This window comes from Pseudomonas costantinii (assembly GCF_001870435.1).
Lineage (GTDB): Bacteria > Pseudomonadota > Gammaproteobacteria > Pseudomonadales > Pseudomonadaceae > Aquipseudomonas > Aquipseudomonas costantinii.
Genome location: NZ_MDDR01000020.1, coordinates 66009 through 89242, shown reverse-complemented (window position 1 = coordinate 89242; position 23234 = coordinate 66009). Strand labels below are relative to the sequence as shown.

At 61.1% G+C, this 23234-nt stretch carries 16 protein-coding genes; 1 reads left to right on the top strand and 15 read right to left on the bottom strand.

Translation table 11 applies throughout. The features are described 5' to 3' along the window. Positions 1-81: 81 nt before the first annotated feature. From BFL40_RS10845 to BFL40_RS10795, 11 genes are all read right to left on the bottom strand, one after another. A complete protein-coding gene (locus tag BFL40_RS10845; RefSeq protein ID WP_071483978.1) occupies positions 82-675 on the bottom strand; it encodes a glutathione S-transferase in 594 nt (197 codons plus the stop codon). Beyond that, the gene (locus BFL40_RS10840; protein ID WP_071483977.1) at positions 672-4310 is read right to left on the bottom strand and encodes an AAA family ATPase; all 3639 of its coding nucleotides are present in this window, start codon (positions 4308-4310) and stop codon (positions 672-674) included. The genes BFL40_RS10845 and BFL40_RS10840 overlap by 4 nt, the downstream gene beginning before the upstream one ends. Beyond that, positions 4307-5548, bottom strand: coding sequence for an exonuclease SbcCD subunit D C-terminal domain-containing protein (locus BFL40_RS10835; RefSeq protein WP_071483976.1), 1242 nt, complete (start codon positions 5546-5548; stop codon positions 4307-4309). Before BFL40_RS10835 ends, BFL40_RS10840 begins: the two co-directional genes overlap by 4 nt. A 217-nt stretch (positions 5549-5765) precedes the next feature. Further along, positions 5766-6065, bottom strand: coding sequence for a DUF6124 family protein (locus BFL40_RS10830; RefSeq protein ID WP_174555587.1), 300 nt, complete (start codon positions 6063-6065; stop codon positions 5766-5768). A 490-nt stretch (positions 6066-6555) separates the two neighbouring features. Then, positions 6556-8196, bottom strand: a complete 1641-nt coding sequence (locus BFL40_RS10825) for a BatD family protein (protein ID WP_071483975.1) — start codon at positions 8194-8196, stop codon at positions 6556-6558. Next, the gene (locus BFL40_RS10820; RefSeq protein ID WP_071483974.1) at positions 8193-9932 is read right to left on the bottom strand and encodes a tetratricopeptide repeat protein; all 1740 of its coding nucleotides are present in this window, start codon (positions 9930-9932) and stop codon (positions 8193-8195) included. The genes BFL40_RS10825 and BFL40_RS10820 overlap by 4 nt, the downstream gene beginning before the upstream one ends. Continuing rightward, entirely contained in the window at positions 9929-11017 is a 1089-nt protein-coding gene (locus BFL40_RS10815; RefSeq protein ID WP_071483973.1) for a vWA domain-containing protein, read from the bottom strand. Before BFL40_RS10815 ends, BFL40_RS10820 begins: the two co-directional genes overlap by 4 nt. Further along, on the bottom strand, positions 11010-11504 hold the full coding sequence (locus BFL40_RS10810; RefSeq protein WP_071483972.1) for a DUF4381 domain-containing protein: 495 nt from the start codon (positions 11502-11504) through the stop codon (positions 11010-11012). The genes BFL40_RS10815 and BFL40_RS10810 overlap by 8 nt, the downstream gene beginning before the upstream one ends. Next, positions 11501-12433 carry a DUF58 domain-containing protein gene (locus BFL40_RS10805; RefSeq protein WP_049712996.1) on the bottom strand — a complete coding sequence of 311 codons (933 nt, stop codon included), beginning with the start codon at positions 12431-12433 and terminating at the stop codon, positions 11501-11503. Before BFL40_RS10805 ends, BFL40_RS10810 begins: the two co-directional genes overlap by 4 nt. Positions 12434-12438: 5 nt before the next feature. After that, entirely contained in the window at positions 12439-13398 is a 960-nt protein-coding gene (locus tag BFL40_RS10800; protein ID WP_003174327.1) for an AAA family ATPase, read from the bottom strand. A gap of 198 nt (positions 13399-13596) precedes the next feature. After that, positions 13597-13950: a hypothetical protein gene (locus BFL40_RS10795; RefSeq protein WP_071483971.1), complete on the bottom strand. Its 354-nt coding sequence runs from the start codon at positions 13948-13950 to the stop codon at positions 13597-13599. Positions 13951-14441: 491 nt separating this feature from the next. Between BFL40_RS10795 and BFL40_RS10790 the strand changes: the two genes are divergently transcribed. Continuing rightward, positions 14442-19310 carry an NAD-glutamate dehydrogenase gene (locus BFL40_RS10790; RefSeq protein ID WP_071483970.1) on the top strand — a complete coding sequence of 1623 codons (4869 nt, stop codon included), beginning with the start codon at positions 14442-14444 and terminating at the stop codon, positions 19308-19310. A 143-nt stretch (positions 19311-19453) separates the two neighbouring features. On the opposite strand, the gene BFL40_RS10785 is transcribed toward BFL40_RS10790, so the two are convergent. The 4 genes from BFL40_RS10785 to BFL40_RS10770 form a co-directional block, all read right to left on the bottom strand. Further along, the gene (locus tag BFL40_RS10785) at positions 19454-20089 is read right to left on the bottom strand and encodes a hypothetical protein (protein WP_071483969.1); all 636 of its coding nucleotides are present in this window, start codon (positions 20087-20089) and stop codon (positions 19454-19456) included. 107 nt (positions 20090-20196) lie between these two features. Continuing rightward, positions 20197-20910 carry a GntR family transcriptional regulator gene (locus BFL40_RS10780; RefSeq protein WP_071483968.1) on the bottom strand — a complete coding sequence of 238 codons (714 nt, stop codon included), beginning with the start codon at positions 20908-20910 and terminating at the stop codon, positions 20197-20199. A gap of 17 nt (positions 20911-20927) precedes the next feature. Further along, complete coding sequence (locus BFL40_RS10775; RefSeq protein WP_071483967.1) at positions 20928-21629, bottom strand: FadR/GntR family transcriptional regulator; 702 nt, start codon at positions 21627-21629, stop codon at positions 20928-20930. Between the two features lie 102 nt (positions 21630-21731). Next, positions 21732-23057 (bottom strand): C4-dicarboxylate transporter DctA, encoded by a 1326-nt coding sequence (locus BFL40_RS10770; protein ID WP_174555618.1) that lies wholly within the window; start codon positions 23055-23057, stop codon positions 21732-21734. Positions 23058-23234: the final 177 nt, after the last annotated feature.

The window sequence follows — 23234 nt, the reverse complement described above, 5'->3', positions numbered from 1 at the left end:
AAATGTGGGAGCTGGCTTGCCTGCGATACCGAGTTATCGGCATCGAAGGCAAGCCAGCTCCCACATTTGATTGTGTTGAACTCAGGGTTTTGCCATTACCGCGATAAACAGCGGCGACTCCAGAAAACGCTGTAGCCAAGCCTGTAACCGCTGATACGGCGTCCCTGCAAACCACTCCCGATCGACATGCGCAAACTGGCGCACAAACGGCGCCAGTGCCACATCTGCCAGGCTCAAGTGATCGGCCAGCAAGTAATCCCGCCCCGCAAGCAACCCTTCCAGCTTTTGCAAAAACACTTCGCCCTCAGCCCGATAATGTTCCATCGGCTGCTCGGGGTAGCGTTCGGCGTACTTGTATCGATTCAAGTGATGTTTGAACACCTGATCGTTCTCGGCGATCAGTTCCAGCACCCTCGGGTCATCCTGTAGCAACCAGTCATCAGGGTCGTTTTGCGCCAACGCCCATTGCATGATTGCCAGGCTTTCATCGATCACTCGGCCATCGACGCTCAACACCGGCACCGTGCCCTTGGGCGACAGCGCCAGCATCTCGGCCGGCTTGGCCTTGAGGCTTACCTCGACGATGTTTACCGGCACCCCGCAATAGCGTAAGGCCAAGCGCGCCCGCATCGCATACGGGCAGCGGCGAAACGAATACAGCAGCGCCTCGCTCACTTGACCTCCAGCGTGCTCAAACCATTGCCCTGGCGCTTGACCTGGATCTGCACCGGGATGCGCTCGTGCATTTCCTGTACGTGGGAGATCACCGCCACCTTGCGGCCCTGGGCCTGCAAGCCGTCCAGGGCATCCATGGCCAATTGCAGCGATTCCGGGTCCAGGCTGCCAAAACCTTCGTCGATAAACAGCGACTCGATCTTCAAGGTGCTGGAGGCCATCGATGCCAGGCCCAAGGCCAGCGCCAACGACACCAGGAACGTCTCACCGCCGGACAACGAATGCACCGAGCGCAGTTCATCGCCCATTTCCGTGTCCATCACCAATAGCCCCAACATGCTGCCGCCGCGTTTCAGGCGATAACGGCGCACCAGTTGGCGCAGCTGCACGTTGGCGTGGTGCACCAGCAGGTCGAGGTTGTAGGCCTGGGCGATCTTGCGGAAGGTGTCGCCAGACGCCGAGCCGATCAGCGCATTGAGCCGCGCCCAGCGCTGCCATTCCTCATAGGCCTTGGTGATCTGCTCAGCCAGCGCATGGTTGGCGTCCTGACGGCGCTGGTCTTCGGATTGGCGGGCCCGCAACTCGACGACGTGTTTCTCGCTTTCGGCCAGTTGCTGATTGAGCACCGCGAGGGCGCTGTCCAGTTGTTCGGCTTCCAGCCCGCCATTGTGCTGGGCTTGGTGTTCGGCCAGGCGCTGTTCGCGCTCTTGCAGCAACACCTTGGCTTGTTCAACGGCTTTCTCGCTGCCTTGCACCTGCTGGCGCAGTTCGGTGACCTGGTTGTCATCGACGGCCAGCAAGCGGTTGAGCCCATCGTTATCCAGTTCCGGATGCTGGGCGCGCCATTCGCTGATACGCGTGTCGAGGGTCTGTTGCTCGGCATACAGCGCCTGTTGGCGTTCCTGCTGGGCCTTGAGGTCGGCAGCCAATTGGATCAGCGTGTTGCGGATTTCCTGCAACTGCTGGTTGGCGTCGGTTTCACTCTGGCGTGATTGCGTCACGGCCGCGTCGAGCTGTAGCTGCCAGTGTTCGGCGCTGGTGTGTTGGCCGAGCAGGGCGCCGAGCTTTTCCTGTACCGCGTGTTGCTGTGTCGTCAGTTCGGTGACGGCGAGTTGCGCGGCCTCCAGTTGTTGCTGGCGATGCTGCTGATTGGTCTGTTCTTTATCGAGGGTTTGCTGGCGCTGTTGCTGTTCTTCCAGCTCGTCGCGTTGGCGATCCAACTGCTCGCGGCGCTGGCTGACCTGCTGATCAAGCTGCATGAAAGTGTTGGCTGGATCGCTGCGCAAACCTTCCAGCGTCTCGGCCGGCAACAGGCTGGTGAAGGTGTTGAGTTCTTCATCGAGGCGTTCACGGTCGTTGGCCAGTTCGCGCTGCTGGTCCACCAGCAATTGCCGGGCTTGCTGACTGGCTTCTTGAGCGGCTTGCAGCTGTTGCTGCAGGCGCCCGGCGTTTTGTTGCAGGTTGAGCAGGGCGCCTTGGCGTTGTTCGTCCTGGGTAATGTTTTGTGTCAGCTGGTTCAGTTGCTGGGCCAGCCAGGCGCTGCGTTTGGCAGTGTCCTGATTTAGCAGCGAAGTGCCGAGCACGTGAGCTTGCAGGTTGGTTGTGGAGGTTGTCAGTAACGTGGCCAGATCTTCTTGCTGACTCAGGAATTCCTTTATTTGCCCATTGGTTCCGCCAAGCTCGCCGCGTAGCTCTATCAATTTTTGATTGAGCGTATCGACTACCTTTTGCGCGGTTTCCTCCTCATTCTCATCATGGCGTCCGAGGCTTTGCAGCAACGCTTCAGGTTGGTGATAGGGGTGTTCGTGGCTCCCGCAAACGGGGCAGGGATGATCGTTTTGAAGTTTTGCCCGTAACTCTTCAACGCTTTCACTTCGTGCTACACGTTGACGCTCCAGCAGTTGCTTTGTGACGGTCAATGTATGTTCGACAGTCGTCAGTTCAAGCTTTGCTTGCTTGCCTGATTGAATAAGACTTTCGCGTTGCTGGTGGGCTTCTGCGAGCTTGTGAGTCAGTACGCTAGCCTGTTGATCAAGCTGCTGCTGGCTGTCCCACAGGCGCGTCAGGTCTTCGAAGGCACGTTGTTGCTTGCGATTGTCTTGCAGCAGGCTGGCGAGCAATTGGATCTGCTCGGCCACGGCATGCGGCTCGGCACCAGCTTCCTGATACAGCACGTCGAGAGCGTCGCGCTGCTGGGTAAATTGTTCGGCGGCGCGGGTGGCGCGTGCTTCCAGTTGTGGCAGTTCGGCCTGGCCTTTGTTCAGGCGATTGCCGATCAGCATCAACTGTTGCAGGCGGTCGCGGTAGGCTGTCCAGGCATCGCTCAGCGGCGCGAGAGCGGCACTGTGCTCAAGCTCGGCCGCCAGGCGTTGCAGGCGTTCGGCGACGAGGGCCTGCTTCTCCAGTACAGCGTTGAGCAAGGCCTGGCCTTCGGTGCAGGCGGTTTCCTGCTGCTGTTTGTCCTCGGTGCGCTTGGCCAGGTCCTTGGTCAGGTGGGCGAGGGTGTTCTGTTCCTCGACGGCCTGGCGCAGCAATGGCACGGCATCGGCCTGGTTTTTCAAGGCGTCGGCCAATGCCAACTGGGCTGCTGCTTGCTGTTGCAGCGCCTGATCCTGACGGGTATGCAGCGCGGTTTGCTGCCCGATGTGCTGCTGAATCTGTGCCGCGAGTGGCGTCAGTAACGTACCGACTTCAGCCTGGCGCGCGAACTGATGCCGTTGCGGCGCCAATTGGTCCAGGCGGCTCAGGTCCTCGCGTTGCTGGCTTTGGTGATCCCAGTCCGCCTGCGCCCGCTGTAGTTGTTCAGTCGCGCTGAGCTGGCGCTCCTGCCATTCACGCAGTTCTTTGAGCCAGGTGTGCTGCAACTCCAGCTGTTTGAGTTGGGCCTGTTGGGTCTTGAAGTGCTGTTGGGCCTCGGCCAGCTGTTGATCCAGTTCGGCGCGAGCCTCGGGTGCCAGGGGCACGACGCCAGTGGCTTGGTCTTGCAGCTGTTTATGGGCGTCTTTGGCGTCTTTGGCCTTGTCGAACGCGCGGCGGCCAAGTTTGGTATAGAGCGCAGTGTCCGTGAGCTTTTCCAGCAGTTCGCTGCGCTCGTTGTCGTTGGCTTTGAGGAACGCACTGAACTCGCTTTGCGCCAGCAACACCGCACGGGTGAACTGCTCGAAGTTCAGGCCCAGGGCCAGTTCCAGCTGGGTCTTGTATTCGGTTTTCTGGCTGGCCAGCAGTTGGTCGCTGTCGAGGTCGATCAGACTTTGCCGGCTGTTCTGCAACTTGCCGCTGGCTTTGTCACGGGCGCGGTTGGCTTCCCAACGTGCACGGTAGCGACGGCCGCTGACGCCAACAAAATCCACTTCGGCATACCCGCCGCCGGTGCCACGGCGCAGCAACGTGCGCGGGTCGCCGATGGAAATATCGCCGTCGGCGTCCTGCATCTTGGCCTGGCCGGTATCGCCCAGGCGCGGCACAGCGCCAAACAACGCCAGGCACAGCGCATCGAGCAAGGTACTTTTACCGGCGCCGGTCGGCCCGGTAATCGCGAACAACCCGGCGCTGGCCAGGGGCTCGGCGGTAAAGTCGATTTCAAACGGGCCTGCGAGTGAGGCGAGGTTTTTCAGGCGGATGGCGAGGATCTTCATGGCTGTTCACCCTCCTGTTGCACTTCCTGGAGCAGCACGGCGAAATCCTTCAGCGTCTGTTCATCCACCTCACTGCCATAGCTGTCCTGCCAGGCGCGGCTGAAGAGTTCCTGGGGGGTTAGCTGGTCGAGTTCGATCAGGCGGTCTTCGTCACTGCCTTCGCTGCCACGTTTGCCGGCATATTCGGCGGCGATGCGCACCAGGCGCACGGCCTTGCCTTGCAGCGCGGTTTCGATTTGCTGGCGCAGGTCCGGCTGCGGCTCGTCGAGAAGCACGCGAACTTCCAGCCAGGGGTGGCGTTGGGTTTCGGCGAGCAGGTCGATGTCGGGCAGGTCCGCCAACTGTTTGAGGATATCTGCCAGCGGCGCGGCCTCCAGGCGCTGCAGGTTGACCGAGCGCGGGATCAGGCGCGGCTCGACGCCCACCAAGCATTGGCCCTGGAAGGTCACATCGAGAATCTGATGCTTGTAGCCGATTTCGGAAAACGACAATGGAATCGGCGAGCCACTGTAGCGAATGCGCTCTTCACCATTGACCTGCTGCGGCTTGTGTAAATGGCCGAGGGCGACATAGCTCACGCTGGCGTCGAACAAGCTGGCGGGCAGCGCCTCGGCATTACCGATGATCAGGCTGCGCTCGGAGTCTTCCGACACCGAACCACCGGCCATGTGCGCGTGGCTGATGGCAATCAGTGCCTGGCCTTTTTTGCGCTTGGCATTGGCGGCAGCGATCAGCCATTCATGCACCTGGCCGATGCCGCGCAGGTAATCATCGCCCACGTGCGCGCCGGTGACTTCCGCCGGGCGCAAAAACGGCAGCGCCAGGCACCAGGCGGCAATCTTGCCTTTGGCGTCGGGCAGCGGGATCAGTAAGCGTTCTGCGTCCAGTTGCCCGTCATCCAGCCACAGCACACGGCCCAATGCATGGGTGCGCAAGCGGCGCATCAACGGCGCCGGCAGCTCGATACGGGAGCCGGAGTCGTGGTTACCGGCGATCATCACAATCGTGAGTTTCGGGTTTTGTTCGTGGGCGCTGATGATGAAATCGTACAGGCGCTCTTGAGCTTTGAGCGGCGGGTTGACCGTGTCGAAGATATCGCCCGCGATCAGCAATGCATCCGGCTGCTCGGTTTTTAATTGGCCCAGTAGCCACTCGAGAAAACAGGCGTGTTCGAAGTCGCGTTCCTGGCCATGCAGGTTTTGGCCGAGGTGCCAGTCGGAGGTGTGAAACAGACGCAAGGCGAACTCCGTGGAGAAGATGAAAAGGAGGGGAGTTTACCTGTAAAAATGTGCGAGGGCGGCCACAGTTGACCTTGATCGTTCCCACGCTCTGCGTGGGAATGCCGCCCCGGATGCTCTGCGTCCAGGTACACAAGGCTCAAGCTTTGCGCAAGGGTGACGCGGAGCGTCACGGGATGCATTCCCACGCGGAGCGTGGGAACGATCAGGTCAGGGGTTACGCGGCGTGCAGGCAGTTCAGTGCGCGGTCGGCCAGAGTTTTGGCGGTGTCGATGAGGTGTTCGGTGGCGCCTGCCATATGCCGCTGATCGCCGGCCAGTGCTTGAGTGGTGCCGGCAGCGGTGGCGGCTGCGCAGCGCAGCAGGTCGCAGATTTGGGCGAGGGCGTCTTCGAAGCTGAGGTCGTGGTGCACGGCGAAGGGCGGTGGCGAGGCGGGTTGCAGGTAGTGGCTCAGGGCGCGTTCGAAAATTTTACGGTCGGGGGTGAAACGGGGTGGGTCGGGGACGATTTTGTTCATTCGCAAATTCCTACTGAAAAAGGAGCCGTCCGAATGTCGGTCTCACTCGACAAAAGGGTGGCAGCTATGTGCAGGGTGAGAATACCGGACAGTAGGACTCCAGCCAGACCGAAGTCTGCCTGCACACAGCCGCCATAGAGCGTGTTGCTCGTGGTTGCGGCGCTTGGCGCCTACTGGTTCACAGGTTCTCACACCCGATCGCTGATATGCAGCGACGGAGCGAAGGCTAGCCAGTGAAGTGAGCAGGCGCAAGGCCGTGGGATTGTCTAGGAAACGTCCTGCAAATTAAAGGGATATGGATTGCTGGCCTTTAACAACCCATGTCCAGCAATCAACACCGATGATCGTTCCCACGCTCTGCGTGGGAATGCCGCCCCGGACGCTCTGCGTCCTGGCTGCGTATACAAGGCTCAAGCTTTGCGCAAGGGTGACGCTGAGCGTCACGGGATGCATTCCCACGCGGAGCGTGGGAACGATCGTCTGCCGGGGGTTATTTGGGGTAGAGCGGCGGCAAGCTGGTGATGTCGGTCGCCGGGTCTACCTCTCGCTCGGCCATCGGGATGGCTTTGACTGCACGCCACAGCTCTTCGCCCAACCAATATTGCCCGCTTTCGCTGTAGAGCGCGCCGTTGAGCCCATCCAAGGCATCGGACAACGGTACAAACCGCGCCGCCATCTCCGCCAACGTTTCCGGTTGCTGCCGCGCCCAGGCATCAAGCGCTTGGCGAGTGGCCTGGGGGTCGTTGGCTTGGGTGGCGCGCTTGAGGTCGTCGAGCAGCGTGCGTGGGCTCGGGCCGGTTTGCGCGGCGCGTTGCACGGCGGGTTGCCGGCGCGCACGCCACCACAGGCCAAAGCCCAGCAGGGTGGTGCAGGCGAGGATCAGCGTGCTGAGTTGCCACAGCCACAGGCTGTCATCGTCTGGGGCGGTAATCACGGTCGGCGTGGCGGGCGTGTCCACCACCAGGCTTGGGTTGGTGGCCACTTGCAGGGTTCGGGCGGGCAAGGTGGTGCGTTCGAGGTGGTCCTCGTGGGTGTTCCACCACACCACTTCCACTTCAGGCAGTTCCAGGGCCCCGGCGCGGGTGGGCACCAGTGCTTCGCGGTCCTCACGGCTGCCGATCAAGCCACGGTCGTTGTTTTGGTTGCCGAGCACCGGTTGGTCGGGGTAGCGGCGCAGGCCGTTGATCTCGGTGCTGGGCAGGGCCGGCAGTTGCGCGCTGGACAGGCCCTCGGCCTTGACCGTCAGGCTGCGGGTCAGCGAGTCGCCGACCTGTACGTGGTCCGGCTCGGGGTTCCAGCTTTCGCTCAAGGTCAGGCTGCGCGCCGGTATCCAGGGCGCGTCGGCTGGGTACAGCGCAGGTTTGGGCTTGACCGTCAGCGCAAGCTCGGTCGAGCTGACGTGAATCAGCTTGCCCGGCTTGGTGCCTTGTAGCGTGTTCTCTTGAGGCGGGCGCGATTCCACCAGCGTGGCACTGAAGGTCTGCACCGGAATCACCAAGGCACCGCTGTGCTGCGGGTAGATCGCATAGCGTGTTTCGATCACGCCATGGCGGATGCTGTTGATGACTTTTTCGTAGGTGCGCGACTCGCCCAACTGCTCGATGCGGGCATCGGGAATCTGCAAGGGGGTCAGGCTGCTGTCGTCGTACAGCGACACCGAGTGATACACCCGCACGGTCAACAGCGCCTGGGCCTGGACGTACACGGTGTTTTGGTCGAGGTTGGTTTCGACAAACACCGGGGCCAGTTCAGCGCTGGTGTTCTGGCTCGCAGTCTCCACCACTTGCAGATTGATCGGCTGGGTCTTGAGTTCACCCACGTGCAGCGGTGGAATCACCACCGTGCCGTTTTCCTTGGGCAGCAGCGTGATGATCCAGCGCGTGGTGGCGTGGTTATCGCCGCCCAGGGTGGTGAGTTGGTTGATCTGGCGCGTGCCGCTGACTTCGAACTGCGCATCCAGGGGCGACAGGTCGGGTTTGCCGAACTGAGTGACGTCGCTGGACTCCACCGTCAGTTCCACGGTTTCCCCGGAATTGACGCGGCTGCGGTCGACACTCGCGACCAGGTTCGCCGCCTGGGCGTGGCCTGCCGATAACGCGAGCAGGAGCAGAAGGGTGGTGCGGCGGCTCATCGAGTCTTGTCCTGATGTTGTTGCTGTTCGTACCAGAATTTACGGCGCAGCAGCTCACCGGGGTTGTCCGGGATCTCCCGCAGCCATTGCTCCAGGGCCTGGCGGTGTTCGCCGTCTAGGCTGGCGTCGGCGGGGCGCAGGGGCGGGGTAGTGGTTTGCTCATCCCCCAACTCGCTGCCCGGCACTTCGTTACCGCCCGCTTGCTGCGTGGCACCGGCCTGGGTTTCGCCGGCGGCGGCTTCGCCCTGGCCTTGGGCGGACGGTTCGCCGCCTGTGTTGCTTTGCCCACTGGCACCCGGTTGCGCAGTTTGGCCGGGTTGGGTGGTTTCGTCATCTTCGTTTTTGGCCGGCTTGGCGGGCTCGGGTTGCGCTTGTTCCTGTATCAACTTTTCCACCAGCGCCTTGTTTTTCAAGGCCGGTTGCAGGTCGGGCTGAGCTTCCAGGGCCTGTTCGTAGGCGTCCACAGCGGCGTCCAGTTCACCGGCCTTGGCCAAGGCGTTACCGCGATTGTAGTGGGAATAGGCGTCGCTGCCCTCGGCAAACCGCTTGATGGCCTCGGCATAGTTGCCGGCTTCGTACAGCGCCACGCCTTGCCATTGCGAATCTTCGAAGCGCTCAGCCGCTTCGGCCGGGCGCTTTTGTTTGAGCAGGTATTGGCCTTGCTGGTCGGGGCGCAACCACAGGTCCTGGAGTTCAAAGGCATAGCTGGGTTGCGGCGCGCCCAACAGCAGCAGGGGCAGGCAGAACAGCCAGCCCCGGCGCCCGGCGCAGGCGGCGAGCAGTAACAGCGGCAGGAGCAACCAGTAGCCTTGGTCGGCCCAGGTGTCCAGGTGCAGCAGTTGGCCGTCGTTGCGCAGGGTTTGCGGGCCGTCGAGCAGGCCGAGTTGGCGCAGGTCTTTGTCATCCAGGCGGGCGGCGCGGTAGCGGCCCCCCATTTCGCTGGCGAAGGCCTTGAGGGTCGGGCTGTCGAGGCGCGGCACCAGGATTGCGCCCTGGTCATCCTTGAGGAACTCGCCGCTTTCCTGGGTCACCGGCGTGCCTTCGCGGCTGCCGATGCCGAGGATCGATAAGCTCGGGGCCTGGGCCGCGTCCAGCAGCAGGCGAATGCCTTGGCGCTCCTGTTTCGACAGTGAGGAACCGACCAGCAACAGGCGCCCCTGGCCGAGGCCACCTTGTTTGAGCAAGCCCAGGGCTTTATCTACCGCCAGATCGGCGCGATGGCCGGGTTCGGGCATGATCGAGGGGCGCAGAGCCTCCAGCAGGTTACGACTGGTGGCCAGGTCATCCGACAGCGGCACCAGGGTGTGGGCACTGCCTGCATACACAATGATGGCGGTCGGCGCATTGTCTCGCGCTTGCAGCAAGTCATAGAGCTTGCGTCGTGCTTGCTCCAGACGGTTGGGCGGGCTGTCGGTGGCGAGCATTTCCGGGGTCAGTTCCAGCAGCACCACCAACGGGTCAGAGGGTTTCTGGCTGGACTGTTCAACTCTTTGCCAACTGGGGCCGAGCAACGCCAATAGCGCCAGCAACCAGGCGATGCCGAGCACCACCCACGGCGATTTACTCTCGCGCCCGTTGCCCCCACTGAGCAGCACCGCATGAAAGGCCGGCGGCAGGATCATCTGCCAACGCCCGGCGCGCTTTTGCCGGTGCCATAACTGCCACAGCAGCCAGCCGAGCAGCGGCAACAGCAACAGCCACCAGGGACGGAACCAATGCGGCCACAGGTCGATCATCGACGCCTCCGCAAACGCAGGCGTTTGAGGCGTTGGTGCCATTCGGGGTGCTGTTGCAGGAACAGGCTCTTGGTCGACAGCTTGTTGAACGCACGTTGCAGCGCGTTGTTGGGCCAGCGTTCTTGAATCACCAGCAACATGCTCAGGATCAGCGCCAACGCCAGCGGTCCGCTGTACAGCGCCTGGGCCGGGCGGGCCTGGGTCGGCTGTTGCGCCACGGGCTCAAGCTGGTCGAGGGTTTTCTTGATTTTTTGCAACTCGTTACCGTCGCGGGCGCGGAAGTAGCGCCCACCGGTGGCGTCGGCGATGGCCTTGAGCGCCGGCTCGTCGAGGTCCAGGCTCGGGTTGACGCCGAGAATACCCAAAGAACCGGTTTGTTCGGGGTCGGCACCGATACCGATCGGGTAAATTTTCACGCCTTCTTCGGCAGCCAGGCGCGCGGCGGTCAGCGGGTCGATCTGGCCCGCGTTGTTGGCGCCGTCGGTGACCAAAATCAGCACGCGGCTTTGCGCCGGGCGTTGGCGCAGGCGTTTGAGTGCCAGGCCGATTGCATCGCCGATGGCGGTGTTCTTGCCGGCGATGCCGATGCGCGCTTCATCCAGCCAGGTGCGCACGGTGCGTCGGTCGAAGGTCAACGGTGCTTGCAGGTAGGCCTGGCTGCCGAACAGGATCAGGCCCACGCGGTCACCTTCACGGCTTTCAAGGAAGTCCCCGAGCAAGTGTTGCACCAGGCTCAGGCGGCTGACGTCATCGTCCTGCCAGTGCATGTCGGGAAACTCCATGGAACCGGACACGTCCACCGCCACCAGCAAATCGCGGCCACTGGCGGCAATCGGCAGGGGTTCGCCGAGCCATTCGGGGCGTGCGGCAGCGGTCAACAGCAGCAGCCATAGCACCACGAAAGGTGCTTGTTGGCGCCAGCCCGGCAGGTTGGCGCGCGCTCGGCGGCGTGCCAGGCTCTCGAGGTCGGCGAGGTAGCTGACTTTCAACGCGGGCTCGCCGCTGTCGGCCACCGGCAGGATGAACCGCATCAACCAGGGCAATGGCAACAGGGCGAAGATCCACGGCCAGGCGAACTCAAACATGTTTGCGAATCCAGGTGTCGACGGCTTGGGTCAGCCCGGCAATGGCTTTGTCGTCGAGCTTGCATTCGGGCTTGTAGGCGCCTTCCACCAGCACCATCCAGCGGGTCAGGCCGGCGGCAGGGCAACGGTTGTCGAGGAACGCCAGCCATTTGCGCCCGTTGAGGGTGTGGCTCTGGCTGTAGGGGTAGTCGTTGCGGCACAGGCGCTTGAGCAGGCCATTGAGCTGTTGCAGCCAGGCACCGGCGGGCGCGCCATCGTAAGGTTTGGGCATCAGGGCCAGTTCTGCGAGGGCGGCGATGCGCAGCGGGTCCAGCGGCTGTTCGGCGCGGGCCACAGGTTGTCGTTTGGGCAGGAAGCGGCGCAGCGACCAAATTCCCCAACCGACCAGCGGAATCACCAACAGCAATAGCCACCAGCCCGGCGCAGGCGGCCAGAAACCAATGGCCGGCGGGGCGATCAGTGGTTGCAGTTGGTCCAGGCTGCTCATTGCTTTTTAACCGGGCGTTGCGGGTTGAGGTATTCGCGCAGTTGCTCGACCATTTCGCTTTGAGTGCTCAATGGCATCAGCAGAATCCGCAGTTTTTGTGCGAGCAGTTCCCAGCGGGCAATGCGCGCCTCAGCCTGAGCCTTGTAGGCTTGGCGCAGATCGAAATTCAGCGTATCCAATTCCAGTTGCGCACCGCGTTCGGCAAAACGCAGCAACCCGGCGGCGGGCAGGGCGTGGTCCAGCGGGTCGGAGATCGGCAACAGCAGCAAGTCGCAATGGCGCGACAGCAGGCTCAGCTGTTGCTCGGCACCTTCAGTGAGGGCGCGTTCATCGCAGATCACGATTACCAGGCTGCCCGGGCGCAGTACTTCGCGGCCTCGGCGCAGGGCCATGCCCAAAGCGTCGGCTTCAGGGCGGCTTTCGGTGTTCAGGCTCTGGTTGACCCGCACCAGGCGGTTAAGCAATTGCAGCAGGCTTTGCTTGCTGCGTCGGGGTTTGATTTCGTAGTGCTCGCTGTCGCCGAACACCAGCCCACCGACGCGGTCGTTATGCCCCAGCGCGGCCCAGCCGATCAGGCTGGCCGCTTGGGCGGCGAGCACCGATTTGAACATCTGCCCCGAGCCGAAAAACAGCCGGCAGCTTTGTTCAACCATGATGAAGATCGGGCGTTCGCGTTCTTCATGGAACAGCTTGGTGTGCGGCTCTTGAGTGCGCGCCGTCACACGCCAGTCGATGGTGCGCACATCGTCTCCGGCCTGGTACACGCGCACCTGGTCGAAATCCACACCCCGCCCGCGCAGCTTGGAATGGTGCAGGCCGATCAGTGGGCTGCGCTGGCTTGGCGTGGAAAACAGCTGCACTTCGCGCACGCGGTGACGCATCTCAATCAGTTCGCTGAGCGTGACGCGGATTCCATCGCTTGCGTTCATGGGTTTCAAGCGACGGCAACGACGTCGAGAATGCGTTGCACCACGCGGTCCTGGTCAATGCCGGCCGCTTCGGCCTCAAACGACAGAATGATGCGGTGGCGCAGCACGTCGAACAGCACTGCCTGGATATCTTCCGGGCTGACGAAGTCGCGACCGGCCAGCCACGCGTGGGCGCGGGCGCAGCGGTCGAGGGCGATGGAGCCACGGGGGCTGGCGCCGTAGGCGATCCACTCGGCCATTTCCGGGTCGAATTTGGCCGGGGTGCGTGTGGCCATGACCAGTTGCACCAGGTATTCCTCTACGGCGTCGGCCATGTACAAACCGAGGATTTCTTTACGCGCAGCAAAGATCGCTTGCTGGCTGACCCGGCGCTCGGGCTTGGTTTCGCCATTGAGGGCTTCGCCTCGGGCTTGTTGCAGGATGCGGCGTTCGACGGCGGCGTCCGGGAAACCGATCTTGACGTGCATCAGGAAACGGTCGAGCTGAGCTTCGGGCAGCGGGTAGGTGCCTTCCTGCTCGATGGGGTTTTGCGTGGCCATCACCAGAAACAGCGGCGACAGGTCGTAAGTGCTACGCCCAACGCTGACCTGGCGCTCGGCCATGGCTTCCAGCAACGCCGACTGCACCTTGGCCGGGGCGCGGTTGATTTCGTCCGCCAGCACCAGGTTGTGGAAAATCGGCCCCTGTTGGAACACGAAGCTGCCGGTTTCCGGGCGATAGATTTCGGTGCCGGTGATGTCGGCGGGCAACAAGTCGGGGGTGAACTGGATACGATGGAACTGCGCTTCGATGCCTTCGGCCAACTCTTTGATGGCCTTGGTCTTGGCCAGGCCCGGCGCGCCTTCTACCAGCATATGGCCGTCGGCAAGCAAGGCGATCAGCAGGCGATCGATGAGTTTTTCCTGGCCGAGAATCTGCGTAGAAAGAAAGGTTCGCAGCGCGAGCAGCGCTTCACGATGTTCCATCGATGACGGTTCCTGGAGAGGTGAGCCTGTGCGTCGAGAAAAAACGCCGGGCTTGGGAGGCTTACTTTAATGCATCGCGGGGGGTGGCGACTAACGGCCCAGGGGGTATTTTTAGGAAAACTTGTAGGAAAACTGTGTTTGTGGCGAGCGGGGCAAGCCCGCGGACCACAATAAGTCCGCTTAGCACAGGAAATGGCCCTATATCCGAGTGAACGTACCTGTCCCTTTGAGAATGTTCTGCAAGGTTTCTTCTACTTCAGCCAAATCCGAGGCAGCGGTGGCGTGGGTGATCTGCAATTGATCCTTGCCGCCCAGCGCATCCGCATCCCCGGCAGCCAGCTCCACCAACAGGGTCGTGTCGCTCAGGGTGACCTTCAGCCCATCCAGGGTCGACGGCTCGTAATCCCAGGTCAGTTCAACCTCGTCTTCATCCGGGTAGCGGGTCAGCATAAACATCTCACCGCCCTTGCCGTGGCAGCAAAGCATGGCCATGTTGTCTTCTTCGTCGTCGCACGGGGTGACCATCAGGGCGTCGGTTTGCAGTTGCAGCATGGGGAATCCTGTCTGGGGTAGGGCGTAATGCGGGCAATTGTGCCATTGCGGCGAATTTTGTGCTGCATCCTGTGTCAGACCCAGTGCATGACCTGACGGGCTGTATCAGTCATTTTCGGTACTCGCGGACGCGAAAATAGTCGATTTTTCTTTCGAAAAATCCGGGTTACCCAAGTCGCAACCCACAGCTTGCGTACCGATGACCGAATATGTCGCAGCGTCGCAAGCAGCTGACTTCCTACACTCGTTAAGCTGCGCAACGGATGTGCATGAGCCAGGCGCCTGACCTGCCCGTCGTACCGTCACCTGGCATGGTGTGCATCTTATGGAAGTTGTATGTGACCTGACTGTCTTGTCCAGCTTCACCCACCTGTCATCCTGATTCGTTTATGGTGCTTCTATCATTACCAGCGAACAGAGCTGACGGTCTCCCCGCAAGGGGATAACACGCGACGCTTCCATCAATAACAAGCCCAAGCGGAGTACCACAGATGGCGTTCTTCACCGCAGCCAGCAAGGCCGACTTCCAGCATCAACTGCAAGCGGCACTGGCGCAGCACATCAGTGAACAGGCACTGCCACAAGTGGCGCTGTTCGCTGAACAATTTTTCGGCATCATTTCCCTGGACGAACTGACCCAGCGTCGCCTTTCCGACCTGGCCGGTTGCACCCTGTCTGCCTGGCGCCTGCTTGAGCGCTTTGATCACACCCAACCGCAAGTGCGGGTCTACAACCCCGATTACGAACGCCATGGCTGGCAGTCGACCCACACCGCGGTCGAAGTGCTGCACCACGACCTGCCATTTTTGGTGGACTCGGTACGTACCGAACTGAACCGCCGTGGCTACAGCATCCACACCCTGCAAACCACCGTACTCAGTGTGCGTCGTGGCAAGAAAGGCGAGCTGCTGGAAATTCTGCCAAAAGGCACCCAGGGCGAAGGCATCCAGCAAGAATCGCTGATGTACCTGGAAATCGACCGCTGTGCCAACGCCGCCGAACTGAACGTGCTGAGCAAAGAGCTTGAGCAGGTACTGGGCGAGGTCCGTGTGGCCGTGGCCGATTTCGAACCGATGAAAGCCAAGGTCCAGGACCTGTTGGCCGGAATCGATGCCAGCCAGTTCGCTATCGACGGCGAAGAAAAGGCTGAGATCAAAAGCTTCCTGGAATGGCTGGTGGGCAACCACTTCACCTTCCTCGGCTATGAAGAATTTGTGGTACGTGACGAGGCGGATGGCGGTCATATCGAATATGACGCCAATTCGTTCCTCGGCCTGACCAAGTTGCTGCGTGCCGGCCTCACTGCCGAAGACACGCGCATCGAAGACTACGCCGTGGCCTACCTGCGTGAACCGAGCGTGCTGTCGTTCGCCAAGGCCGCGCACCCAAGCCGCGTACACCGTCCGGCTTACCCTGACTACGTGTCGATCCGTGAGATCAGCGCCGACGGCAAGGTCATCAAGGAACACCGCTTCATGGGCCTCTACACCTCTTCGGTGTACGGCGAAAGCGTGCGGGTGATTCCTTACATCCGTCGCAAGGTTGCGGAAATCGAACGCCGTTCGGGTTTCCAGGCCAAGGCTCACCTGGGCAAAGAGCTTGCTCAAGTGGTTGAAGTGCTGCCGCGTGACGACCTGTTCCAGACCCCGGTGGATGAGCTGTTCAGCACGGTGATGTCGATCGTGCAAATCCAGGAGCGCAACAAGATCCGCGTGTTCCTGCGCAAAGACCCCTATGGTCGTTTCTGCTACTGCCTGGCTTACGTACCGCGCGACATCTATTCCACCGAAGTGCGTCAGAAAATCCAGCAAGTGCTGATGGATCGCCTGAAGGCCTCGGACTGCGAATTCTGGACCTTCTTCTCCGAATCCGTGTTGGCCCGTGTGCAACTGATTCTGCGGGTCGACCCGAAGAATCGCCTGGACATCGACCCGCTGCAACTGGAAAAAGAAGTGGTGCAGGCCTGTCGCAGCTGGCAGGACGACTACGCAAGCCTGGTCGTGGAAAGCTTCGGCGAAGCCCACGGCACCAACGTGCTGGCGGACTTCCCGAAAGGCTTCCCCGCGGGCTACCGCGAGCGTTTCGCGGCGCATTCGGCTGTGGTCGACATGCAGCACCTGAACAGCCTCACCGAAGCCAACCCACTGGTCATGAGCTTCTATCAGCCACTGGGTCAGGTCTCCGGCCAGCGTGAGCTGCATTGCAAGCTCTATCACGCCGATACCCCGCTGGCGCTGTCGGACGTGCTGCCGATTTTGGAAAACCTTGGCCTGCGTGTGCTGGGTGAATTCCCGTACCGCCTGCGTCACGCCAATGGCCGCGAGTTCTGGATCCATGACTTCGCGTTCACGGCTGCCGAAGGCCTGAACCTGGATATCCAGCAGCTCAACGACACCCTGCAGGACGCGTTCGTGCACATCGTTAACGGCGATGCCGAAAACGATGCGTTCAACCGTCTGGTACTCACTGCCGGCCTGCCATGGCGCGACGTGGCACTGTTGCGTGCCTACGCCCGTTACCTGAAGCAGATCCGCCTGGGCTTCGACCTGGGTTACATCGCCAGCACCCTGAACAACCACACCGACATCGCCCGCGAGTTGACCCGGTTGTTCAAGACCCGCTTCTACTTGGCGCGCAAACTCACCGCCGATGATCTGGAAGACAAGCAGCAACGCCTGGAACAAGCGATTCTGACGGCCCTTGACGATGTTCAGGTGCTCAACGAAGACCGCATCCTGCGTCGCTATCTGGACCTGATCAAGGCCACGCTGCGGACCAACTTCTACCAGACCGACGCCAACGGCCAGAACAAGTCGTACTTCAGCTTCAAGTTCGACCCGCGCGCGATTCCTGAGCTGCCGAAGCCGGTGCCGAAGTTTGAAATCTTTGTGTACTCGCCACGCGTCGAAGGTGTGCACCTGCGCTTTGGTAACGTCGCTCGCGGTGGCCTGCGCTGGTCCGACCGTGAAGAAGACTTCCGTACTGAAGTGCTGGGCCTGGTAAAAGCCCAGCAAGTGAAGAACTCGGTGATCGTGCCAGTGGGCGCCAAGGGCGGCTTCCTGCCGCGTCGCCTGCCATTGGGCGGCAGCCGTGACGAGATCGCGGCCGAGGGCATCGCCTGCTACCGCATCTTCATTTCCGGCCTGTTGGACATCACCGACAACCTGAAAGACGGCGCCCTGGTGCCACCGGCCAACGTCGTGCGTCATGACGACGATGACCCGTACCTGGTAGTAGCAGCGGACAAGGGCACTGCGACCTTCTCCGACATCGCCAACGGCATCGCCATCGACTACGGCTTCTGGCTGGGCGATGCGTTCGCTTCCGGTGGTTCCGCCGGTTACGACCACAAGAAAATGGGCATCACCGCCAAGGGCGCGTGGGTCGGTGTGCAGCGTCACTTCCGTGAGCGCGGCATCAATGTGCAGGAAGACAGCATCACTGTGGTCGGCGTCGGCGACATGGCCGGTGACGTGTTCGGTAATGGCCTGTTGATGTCCGACAAGCTGCAACTGGTCGCAGCCTTCAACCACCTGCACATCTTTATCGATCCGAACCCGACCCCGGCAAACAGCTTCGCTGAGCGTCAGCGCCTGTTCGATCTGCCGCGTTCGGCCTGGACCGACTACGACACCAGCATCATGTCTGAAGGCGGCGGTATCTTCTCGCGTAGCGCGAAGAGCATTGCCATCTCGCCACAGATGAAAGAGCGCTTCGACATCCAGGCCGACAAGCTGACCCCGACCGAACTGCTGAACGCCTTGCTCAAGGCGCCGGTGGACCTGTTGTGGAACGGCGGCATCGGTACGTACGTCAAGGCCAGCACCGAAAGCCACGCCGACGTGGGCGACAAGGCCAACGACGCACTGCGCGTGAACGGCAACGAGCTGCGCTGCAAGGTGGTGGGTGAGGGCGGTAACCTCGGCATGACCCAATTGGGTCGTGTGGAATTCGGCCTCAATGGCGGCGGCTCCAACACCGACTTCATCGACAACGCCGGTGGTGTGGACTGCTCCGACCACGAAGTAAACATCAAGATCCTGCTCAACGAAGTGGTGCAGGCCGGTGACATGACCGACAAGCAACGTAACCAGTTGCTGGCGAGCATGACCGACGAAGTCGGCAGCCTGGTGTTGGGCAACAACTACAAGCAGACCCAGGCTCTGTCCCTGGCCGCACGCAAGGCTTACGAGCGTGCCGCCGAGTACAAGCGCCTGATGAGCGACCTGGAAAGCCGTGGCAAGCTTGACCGTGCCATCGAGTACCTGCCGACCGAGGAGCAGCTCACTGAGCGTGCCGCGACCGGTAAGGGCCTGACCCGTCCGGAGCTGTCGGTGCTGATCTCGTACAGCAAGATCGACCTCAAGGAAGCGTTGCTCAAGTCCTTGGTGCCGGATGACGACTACCTGACCCGTGACATGGAGACCGCGTTCCCTCCGAGCCTGGTGGCCAAGTTCGGCGAAGCGATGCGTCGCCACCGCCTGAAGCGCGAGATTGTCAGCACCCAGATCGCCAACGACCTGGTCAACCACATGGGCATCACCTTCGTTCAACGACTCAAAGAGTCGACCGGCATGACCCCGGCGAACGTGGCCGGCGCTTATGTGATCGTGCGTGACATCTTCCATCTCCCGCACTGGTTCCGTCAGATCGAATCTCTGGACCACCAGGTTTCCGCCGACGTGCAACTGGAGCTGATGGACGAACTGATGCGTCTGGGCCGCCGCGCTACACGCTGGTTTCTGCGCAGCCGTCGCAACGAGCAGGATGCTGGGCGTGACACCGCGCACTTCGGTCCACACCTGGCGGCGCTGGGCCTCAAGCTCGACGAACTGCTGGAAGGCCCGACCCGCGAAGGTTGGCAGACCCGCTACCAGGCCTACACCGAAGCAGGCGTACCGGAGTTGTTGGCGCGCATGGTTGCAGGTACGACTCACCTGTACACCTTGCTGCCGATCATCGAAGCCGCCGACGTGACCGGGCATGACGCCGCCGAAGTGGCCAAGGCCTACTTCGCCGTCGGCAGTGCCCTGGACTTGCCGTGGTACCTGCAGCGGATCAGCGATCTGCCGGTTGCCAACAACTGGCAGGCCCAGGCTCGCGAAGCCTTCCGCGACGACGTGGACTGGCAGCAACGCGCGATCACCATCTCTGTCCTGCAAATGGCCGACGCGCCGCAAGACATGGAAGCTCGCGTAGCCCTGTGGCTTGAGCAGCATCAGGACATGGCCGATCGCTGGCGCGCAATGATGGTGGAAATCCGTGCTGCGGTCGGCACGGACTACGCCATGTATGCGGTCGCCAACCGTGAGTTGCTGGACTTGGCGTTGAGCGGTCAGTCGGTGCTGCAACCGGCTTGATCCCTCGGTAAAACAAAAGCCCCCGTATCGTGAGATACGGGGGCTTTTTGTTGGCACGCTATTTATCAAACACTGCATTACAACTGTGGGAGCTGACTTGCCTGCGATAGCGGCGGTTCAGGCAGGGTGTGCGATCTCAAACGTTAGCGTGTAGCTGCGCCGTCAGGACCCAGGCAAGGCAGGATGGCTTTTTTCAGCCCGTTGTTGTTTGCCGGCAATGTGAACGATGCCGTCAGCGGCTTGCCGCCCTCGGTGGCGGGTGCTAACGAAAGTGCCAGTGTTTGCCCCCGTGAGGCATCGCTGGCCCAATAGGTTAATTCATCTCGCGGGACGGAGGTGCTGAGCGCAAAAACCAGACCGATCTGGAAAGGCCCGCCGTAATACCAGAAGCCATTTACCAAGTGATCGACGGCTGGGCGTGTTCCCATCGTGATCCGCAGTGGCCCATTTGCGCTGGCATCCTTGCCTTCAAATGGATCGCTGTTCAAACCCAGCGATTGCGGGCTGATCTCTAGCGTCAGGCCGGCTTCCGGGTTCCGGGGGTGACAGCTGATCACAAGGTTAGCCTTCACGTGGTGGTCACCGTCACCGTAAGTGCTATCACCTAAGGTACGTGCGACCAACATCTGCCCATCTGGGAAGGGCCGCTCAATCAACCACATAGGATGCGCTGTAGTGATGACATGAGTGTCTGTCGCTGACTCGTTACCTGTCTGTGCATAGGCATCGAAATGTGCAATGAGCGTGGCAGCGAACAATGTAAGGGCGAAGGCTTTCATGGAGGTATTTATCCGTGTGTAAGGCTTTCAGGAGGAGGTCATTGTGCTGCTAAGCGGCCACCTTTACTGTCAGTCGTTTCGCAAAATACCTGTGCAATCGCAACACCTCAGGACGTGCAATACCGCGTGTCGCGCCTCAGGAGTTTGGCCTCCAGATGATCCAAGTGCTGAGTCATCAGGTTGACTGCGCTGATTACGTTCCTTTGTTCGACTGCCTCAACAATCGCCATATGCTCCTGCCACGCGCAGTAGGTACACGCCTTTGCTTCATATTGGGCAATGACCAACGACGTCAACGGCACCAAACTATTCAGAAACTGCGCCAGCGGCGCATTGCCGGCAATCGCTGCCAATTGCAGATGGAACTCCCCGGACAGCCGAATTGCAGGCCCACGTTGATCCCGCTCGATGCACTCGCGTTCCCGCGCAATCAGCTCGCGCAATTGGCGAACCTGCGTCGGTGTGGCCTGCGCACAGGCCAGTTGCACAACAGTAATCTCCGTCATCCGACGGGCTTCGAGAATCTGTTGCGTCTGCTGCGCATCCGGCGCAGCCACCTGGGCGCGCTGGTTGGGCCGCAGGATAATCACTTGTTGATGGGACAGCTTGGCCAATACGCGGCGAATCACGCTGCGGCTCACACCAAAGGTTTCGCCCAGGCTTTCTTCGGTAAAGCGGCTGGCGGGCGCGATGCGTTGTTCAAGAATGGCGTCGAACAGCCGTGGGTAGATATCGTCCACCGACGGCTTTTTACCGGCCACCAGGCGCATGGCGGGCAGGGTGGTGGCGGGTGAGTTGCGTTGCAGCGCGTGGGCGGTCATGGCCTGTCTCCAATAAATCAGCTGCCCAGATGGTCGTCCGGGATGTTCAAGCGAATACCCACACGCAGGCCTTCCTGAAGGATGTGCCGACGCATTTCTGCACTGGCCAGCGCGCTGTTTTTGCTGCGGATGGCGCGCACCACGGCTTCGTTTTCCTGCAAGCGTTCCGCCAGGTGTTCGGGCGAGTTGCGCAGCACTTGGGCACTTTGCTTGAGGGCGTTGCTGGTTTGTTGCACCACGTTCTGAAAGATCGGGTTGGAGGTGAGGGCGAACAGCTCTTCATGGAAGCCGATGTAGGCGTTCATTCCCGCTTCGGCGTCCTCGGCATCCAGGGCTTCGCGCATGTCCATCAGGGTCAGGCGCAATTGGCCGACCTCTTTGCTGCTGATCGATTGGGCCACCAGGCCAACAATGAACGGCTCGAGGGTGTAGCGCAGTTGCAGGATATCTTCGAGGCTGGCGTCGGCCACGGCGTCGCTGGATTGCGGTTCGCTGACGCTGGTTTCCAACACCACCACGCCTTTGCCGGGCATGGAGCGCACCAGACCGAGGGTTTCCAGCACAATCACCGCTTCGCGCAGGCTGGGGCGGCTGATGCCCATCTGTTCGGCCAGTTCACGCTGGCCGGGCAGCATTTCGCCACGGCGCCACTGGCCCCGCGCCAGGGCGGCGCGCAGTTTTTCTACCACTGAATTGACGACGGTTGAGGTGCTGATCACGTCTACGCCTCCTTTAAGTTTCGAGTACATATTCAATCTCAATCAATGTGGGAGCAGGCAAGCCAGCTCCCACATTGGATTTGTGTTGTCCTCAGGAGCGAATCAAAAGTCCTGATGTGCAGGCAACACCGGCTTCTTGGCCTGGAAGGCATAACCTTGCTGGCCGTCGAGTACTTTGTTGGCGCGCTGGATATCGATGTCTTTTTCCCAGCGCGCGATGGCCACGGTGGCGACGCAGTTGCCGATCAGGTTAGTCAACGCGCGGCCGATGCCCATGAACCAGTCCACCGCCAACACCAGCACCAGGCCGACCACCGGAATCGCCGGGATTGCGGTGAGTGTCGCCGCCAGAATCACCAGCGCCGAGCCGGGAATGCCGTGGGCACCTTTGGAGGTGATCAGCGACACCAGCAGGATGGTCAGCAAGTCCGTCATCGACAGCGGAGTACCGGTGGCGTTGGCGATAAACACGATGGCCAAGGTCAGGTAGATCGAGAAGCCGTCGAGGTTGAACGAATACCCCGTCGGAATCACCAGGCCCACGGTGGAGCTGCCGATGCCCAGGTGCTCAAGTTTGCGCATGATCTGTGGCAGCACCGCGTCGGATGAGGCGGTGCCCATCACGATCAACAGCTCTTCGCGCAGGTACTTGAGCAGCGGCAGCATACGCAGACCGGACAGGCGCATCACCAGTCCGAGAACCAATCCGACAAAAACAAAGCAGGTCAGGTAGAACAAACCCACCAGGCTGCCCAGGTGTTGCAGTGAGTCCAGGCCGTAAGTGCTGGTGGTAAAGGCGATCGCGCCAAACACGCCGATCGGCGCCAGGCGCACGATCATGCCCATGATGCGGAAGATGACATGGCTCAGTTCGTTGATCAGCCGCGAGATACCCGACGCCGCTTCACCTACCAGATTCAGCGCGCTGCCGAACAGCACCGAGAACAGCAGCACTTGCAGCACATTGTTGTCAGCGAAGGCGCCGATCACCGAGTTGGGAATCAGGTCCATCAGGAACTGGCTGGTGCCCCTGATGTGTTGGCCCTTGTCGGCCAATTCATTCAGGCCGGCTGAGGACAACTGCTCAAGATGGATATTGGCGCCGGTGCCGATGCCCGTGCTGAAGGCCATGACCAGGCCGATCACCAGGGCAACGGTGGTCAGTACTTCAAAGTAGATCACCGACTTGAGGCCGATACGCCCGACTTTCTTCAAGTCACCGGCGCCTGAAATACCGCTGACCACCACGCAGAATACGATCAGGCCAATCAGCATCTTGATCAGCTTGATGAAGCCGTCACCCAGGGGTTTGAGTTGCGAGGAGAATTCGGGAAGGGCCAGGCCGCAGATGATGCCGAGCATCAGGCCAATCACGACTTGCAGGAAAATCGAACGCGAGCACCATCTGAGCATGGGAGGGATCTCTATTCGGTGCCCTGGTGGTTCCAGGGCTTAATTGTTGTGGTCTTACCGGTAAGTCCAGTGCGGGGCCAGTCTACGCCGGGTTTTTTTGAAATCACAAGTCATTATTCGTTGGTTGACAGGTTCCGGTCTGACCAGTTGCTCGCCAAGTGCGGTGCTTGAGCGGTTGACGGGGTGGAATTT

Bases quoted from the DNA above. Each gene is read 5' to 3' on its own strand.
- BFL40_RS10840 (WP_071483977.1), bottom strand. From the start codon at position 4,310: ATGAAGATCCTCGCCATCCGCCTGAAAAACCTCGCCTCACTCGCAGGC.
- BFL40_RS10830 (WP_174555587.1), bottom strand. From the start codon at position 6,065: ATGAACAAAATCGTCCCCGACCCACCCCGTTTCACCCCCGACCGTAAA.
- BFL40_RS10825 (WP_071483975.1), bottom strand. From the start codon at position 8,196: ATGAGCCGCCGCACCACCCTTCTGCTCCTGCTCGCGTTATCGGCAGGC.
- BFL40_RS10820 (WP_071483974.1), bottom strand. From the start codon at position 9,932: ATGATCGACCTGTGGCCGCATTGGTTCCGTCCCTGGTGGCTGTTGCTG.
- BFL40_RS10815 (WP_071483973.1), bottom strand. From the start codon at position 11,017: ATGTTTGAGTTCGCCTGGCCGTGGATCTTCGCCCTGTTGCCATTGCCC.
- BFL40_RS10810 (WP_071483972.1), bottom strand. From the start codon at position 11,504: ATGAGCAGCCTGGACCAACTGCAACCACTGATCGCCCCGCCGGCCATT.
- BFL40_RS10805 (WP_049712996.1), bottom strand. From the start codon at position 12,433: ATGAACGCAAGCGATGGAATCCGCGTCACGCTCAGCGAACTGATTGAG.
- BFL40_RS10800 (WP_003174327.1), bottom strand. From the start codon at position 13,398: ATGGAACATCGTGAAGCGCTGCTCGCGCTGCGAACCTTTCTTTCTACG.
- BFL40_RS10795 (WP_071483971.1), bottom strand. From the start codon at position 13,950: ATGCTGCAACTGCAAACCGACGCCCTGATGGTCACCCCGTGCGACGAC.
- BFL40_RS10790 (WP_071483970.1), top strand. From the start codon at position 14,442: ATGGCGTTCTTCACCGCAGCCAGCAAGGCCGACTTCCAGCATCAACTG.
- BFL40_RS10785 (WP_071483969.1), bottom strand. From the start codon at position 20,089: ATGAAAGCCTTCGCCCTTACATTGTTCGCTGCCACGCTCATTGCACAT.
- BFL40_RS10780 (WP_071483968.1), bottom strand. From the start codon at position 20,910: ATGACCGCCCACGCGCTGCAACGCAACTCACCCGCCACCACCCTGCCC.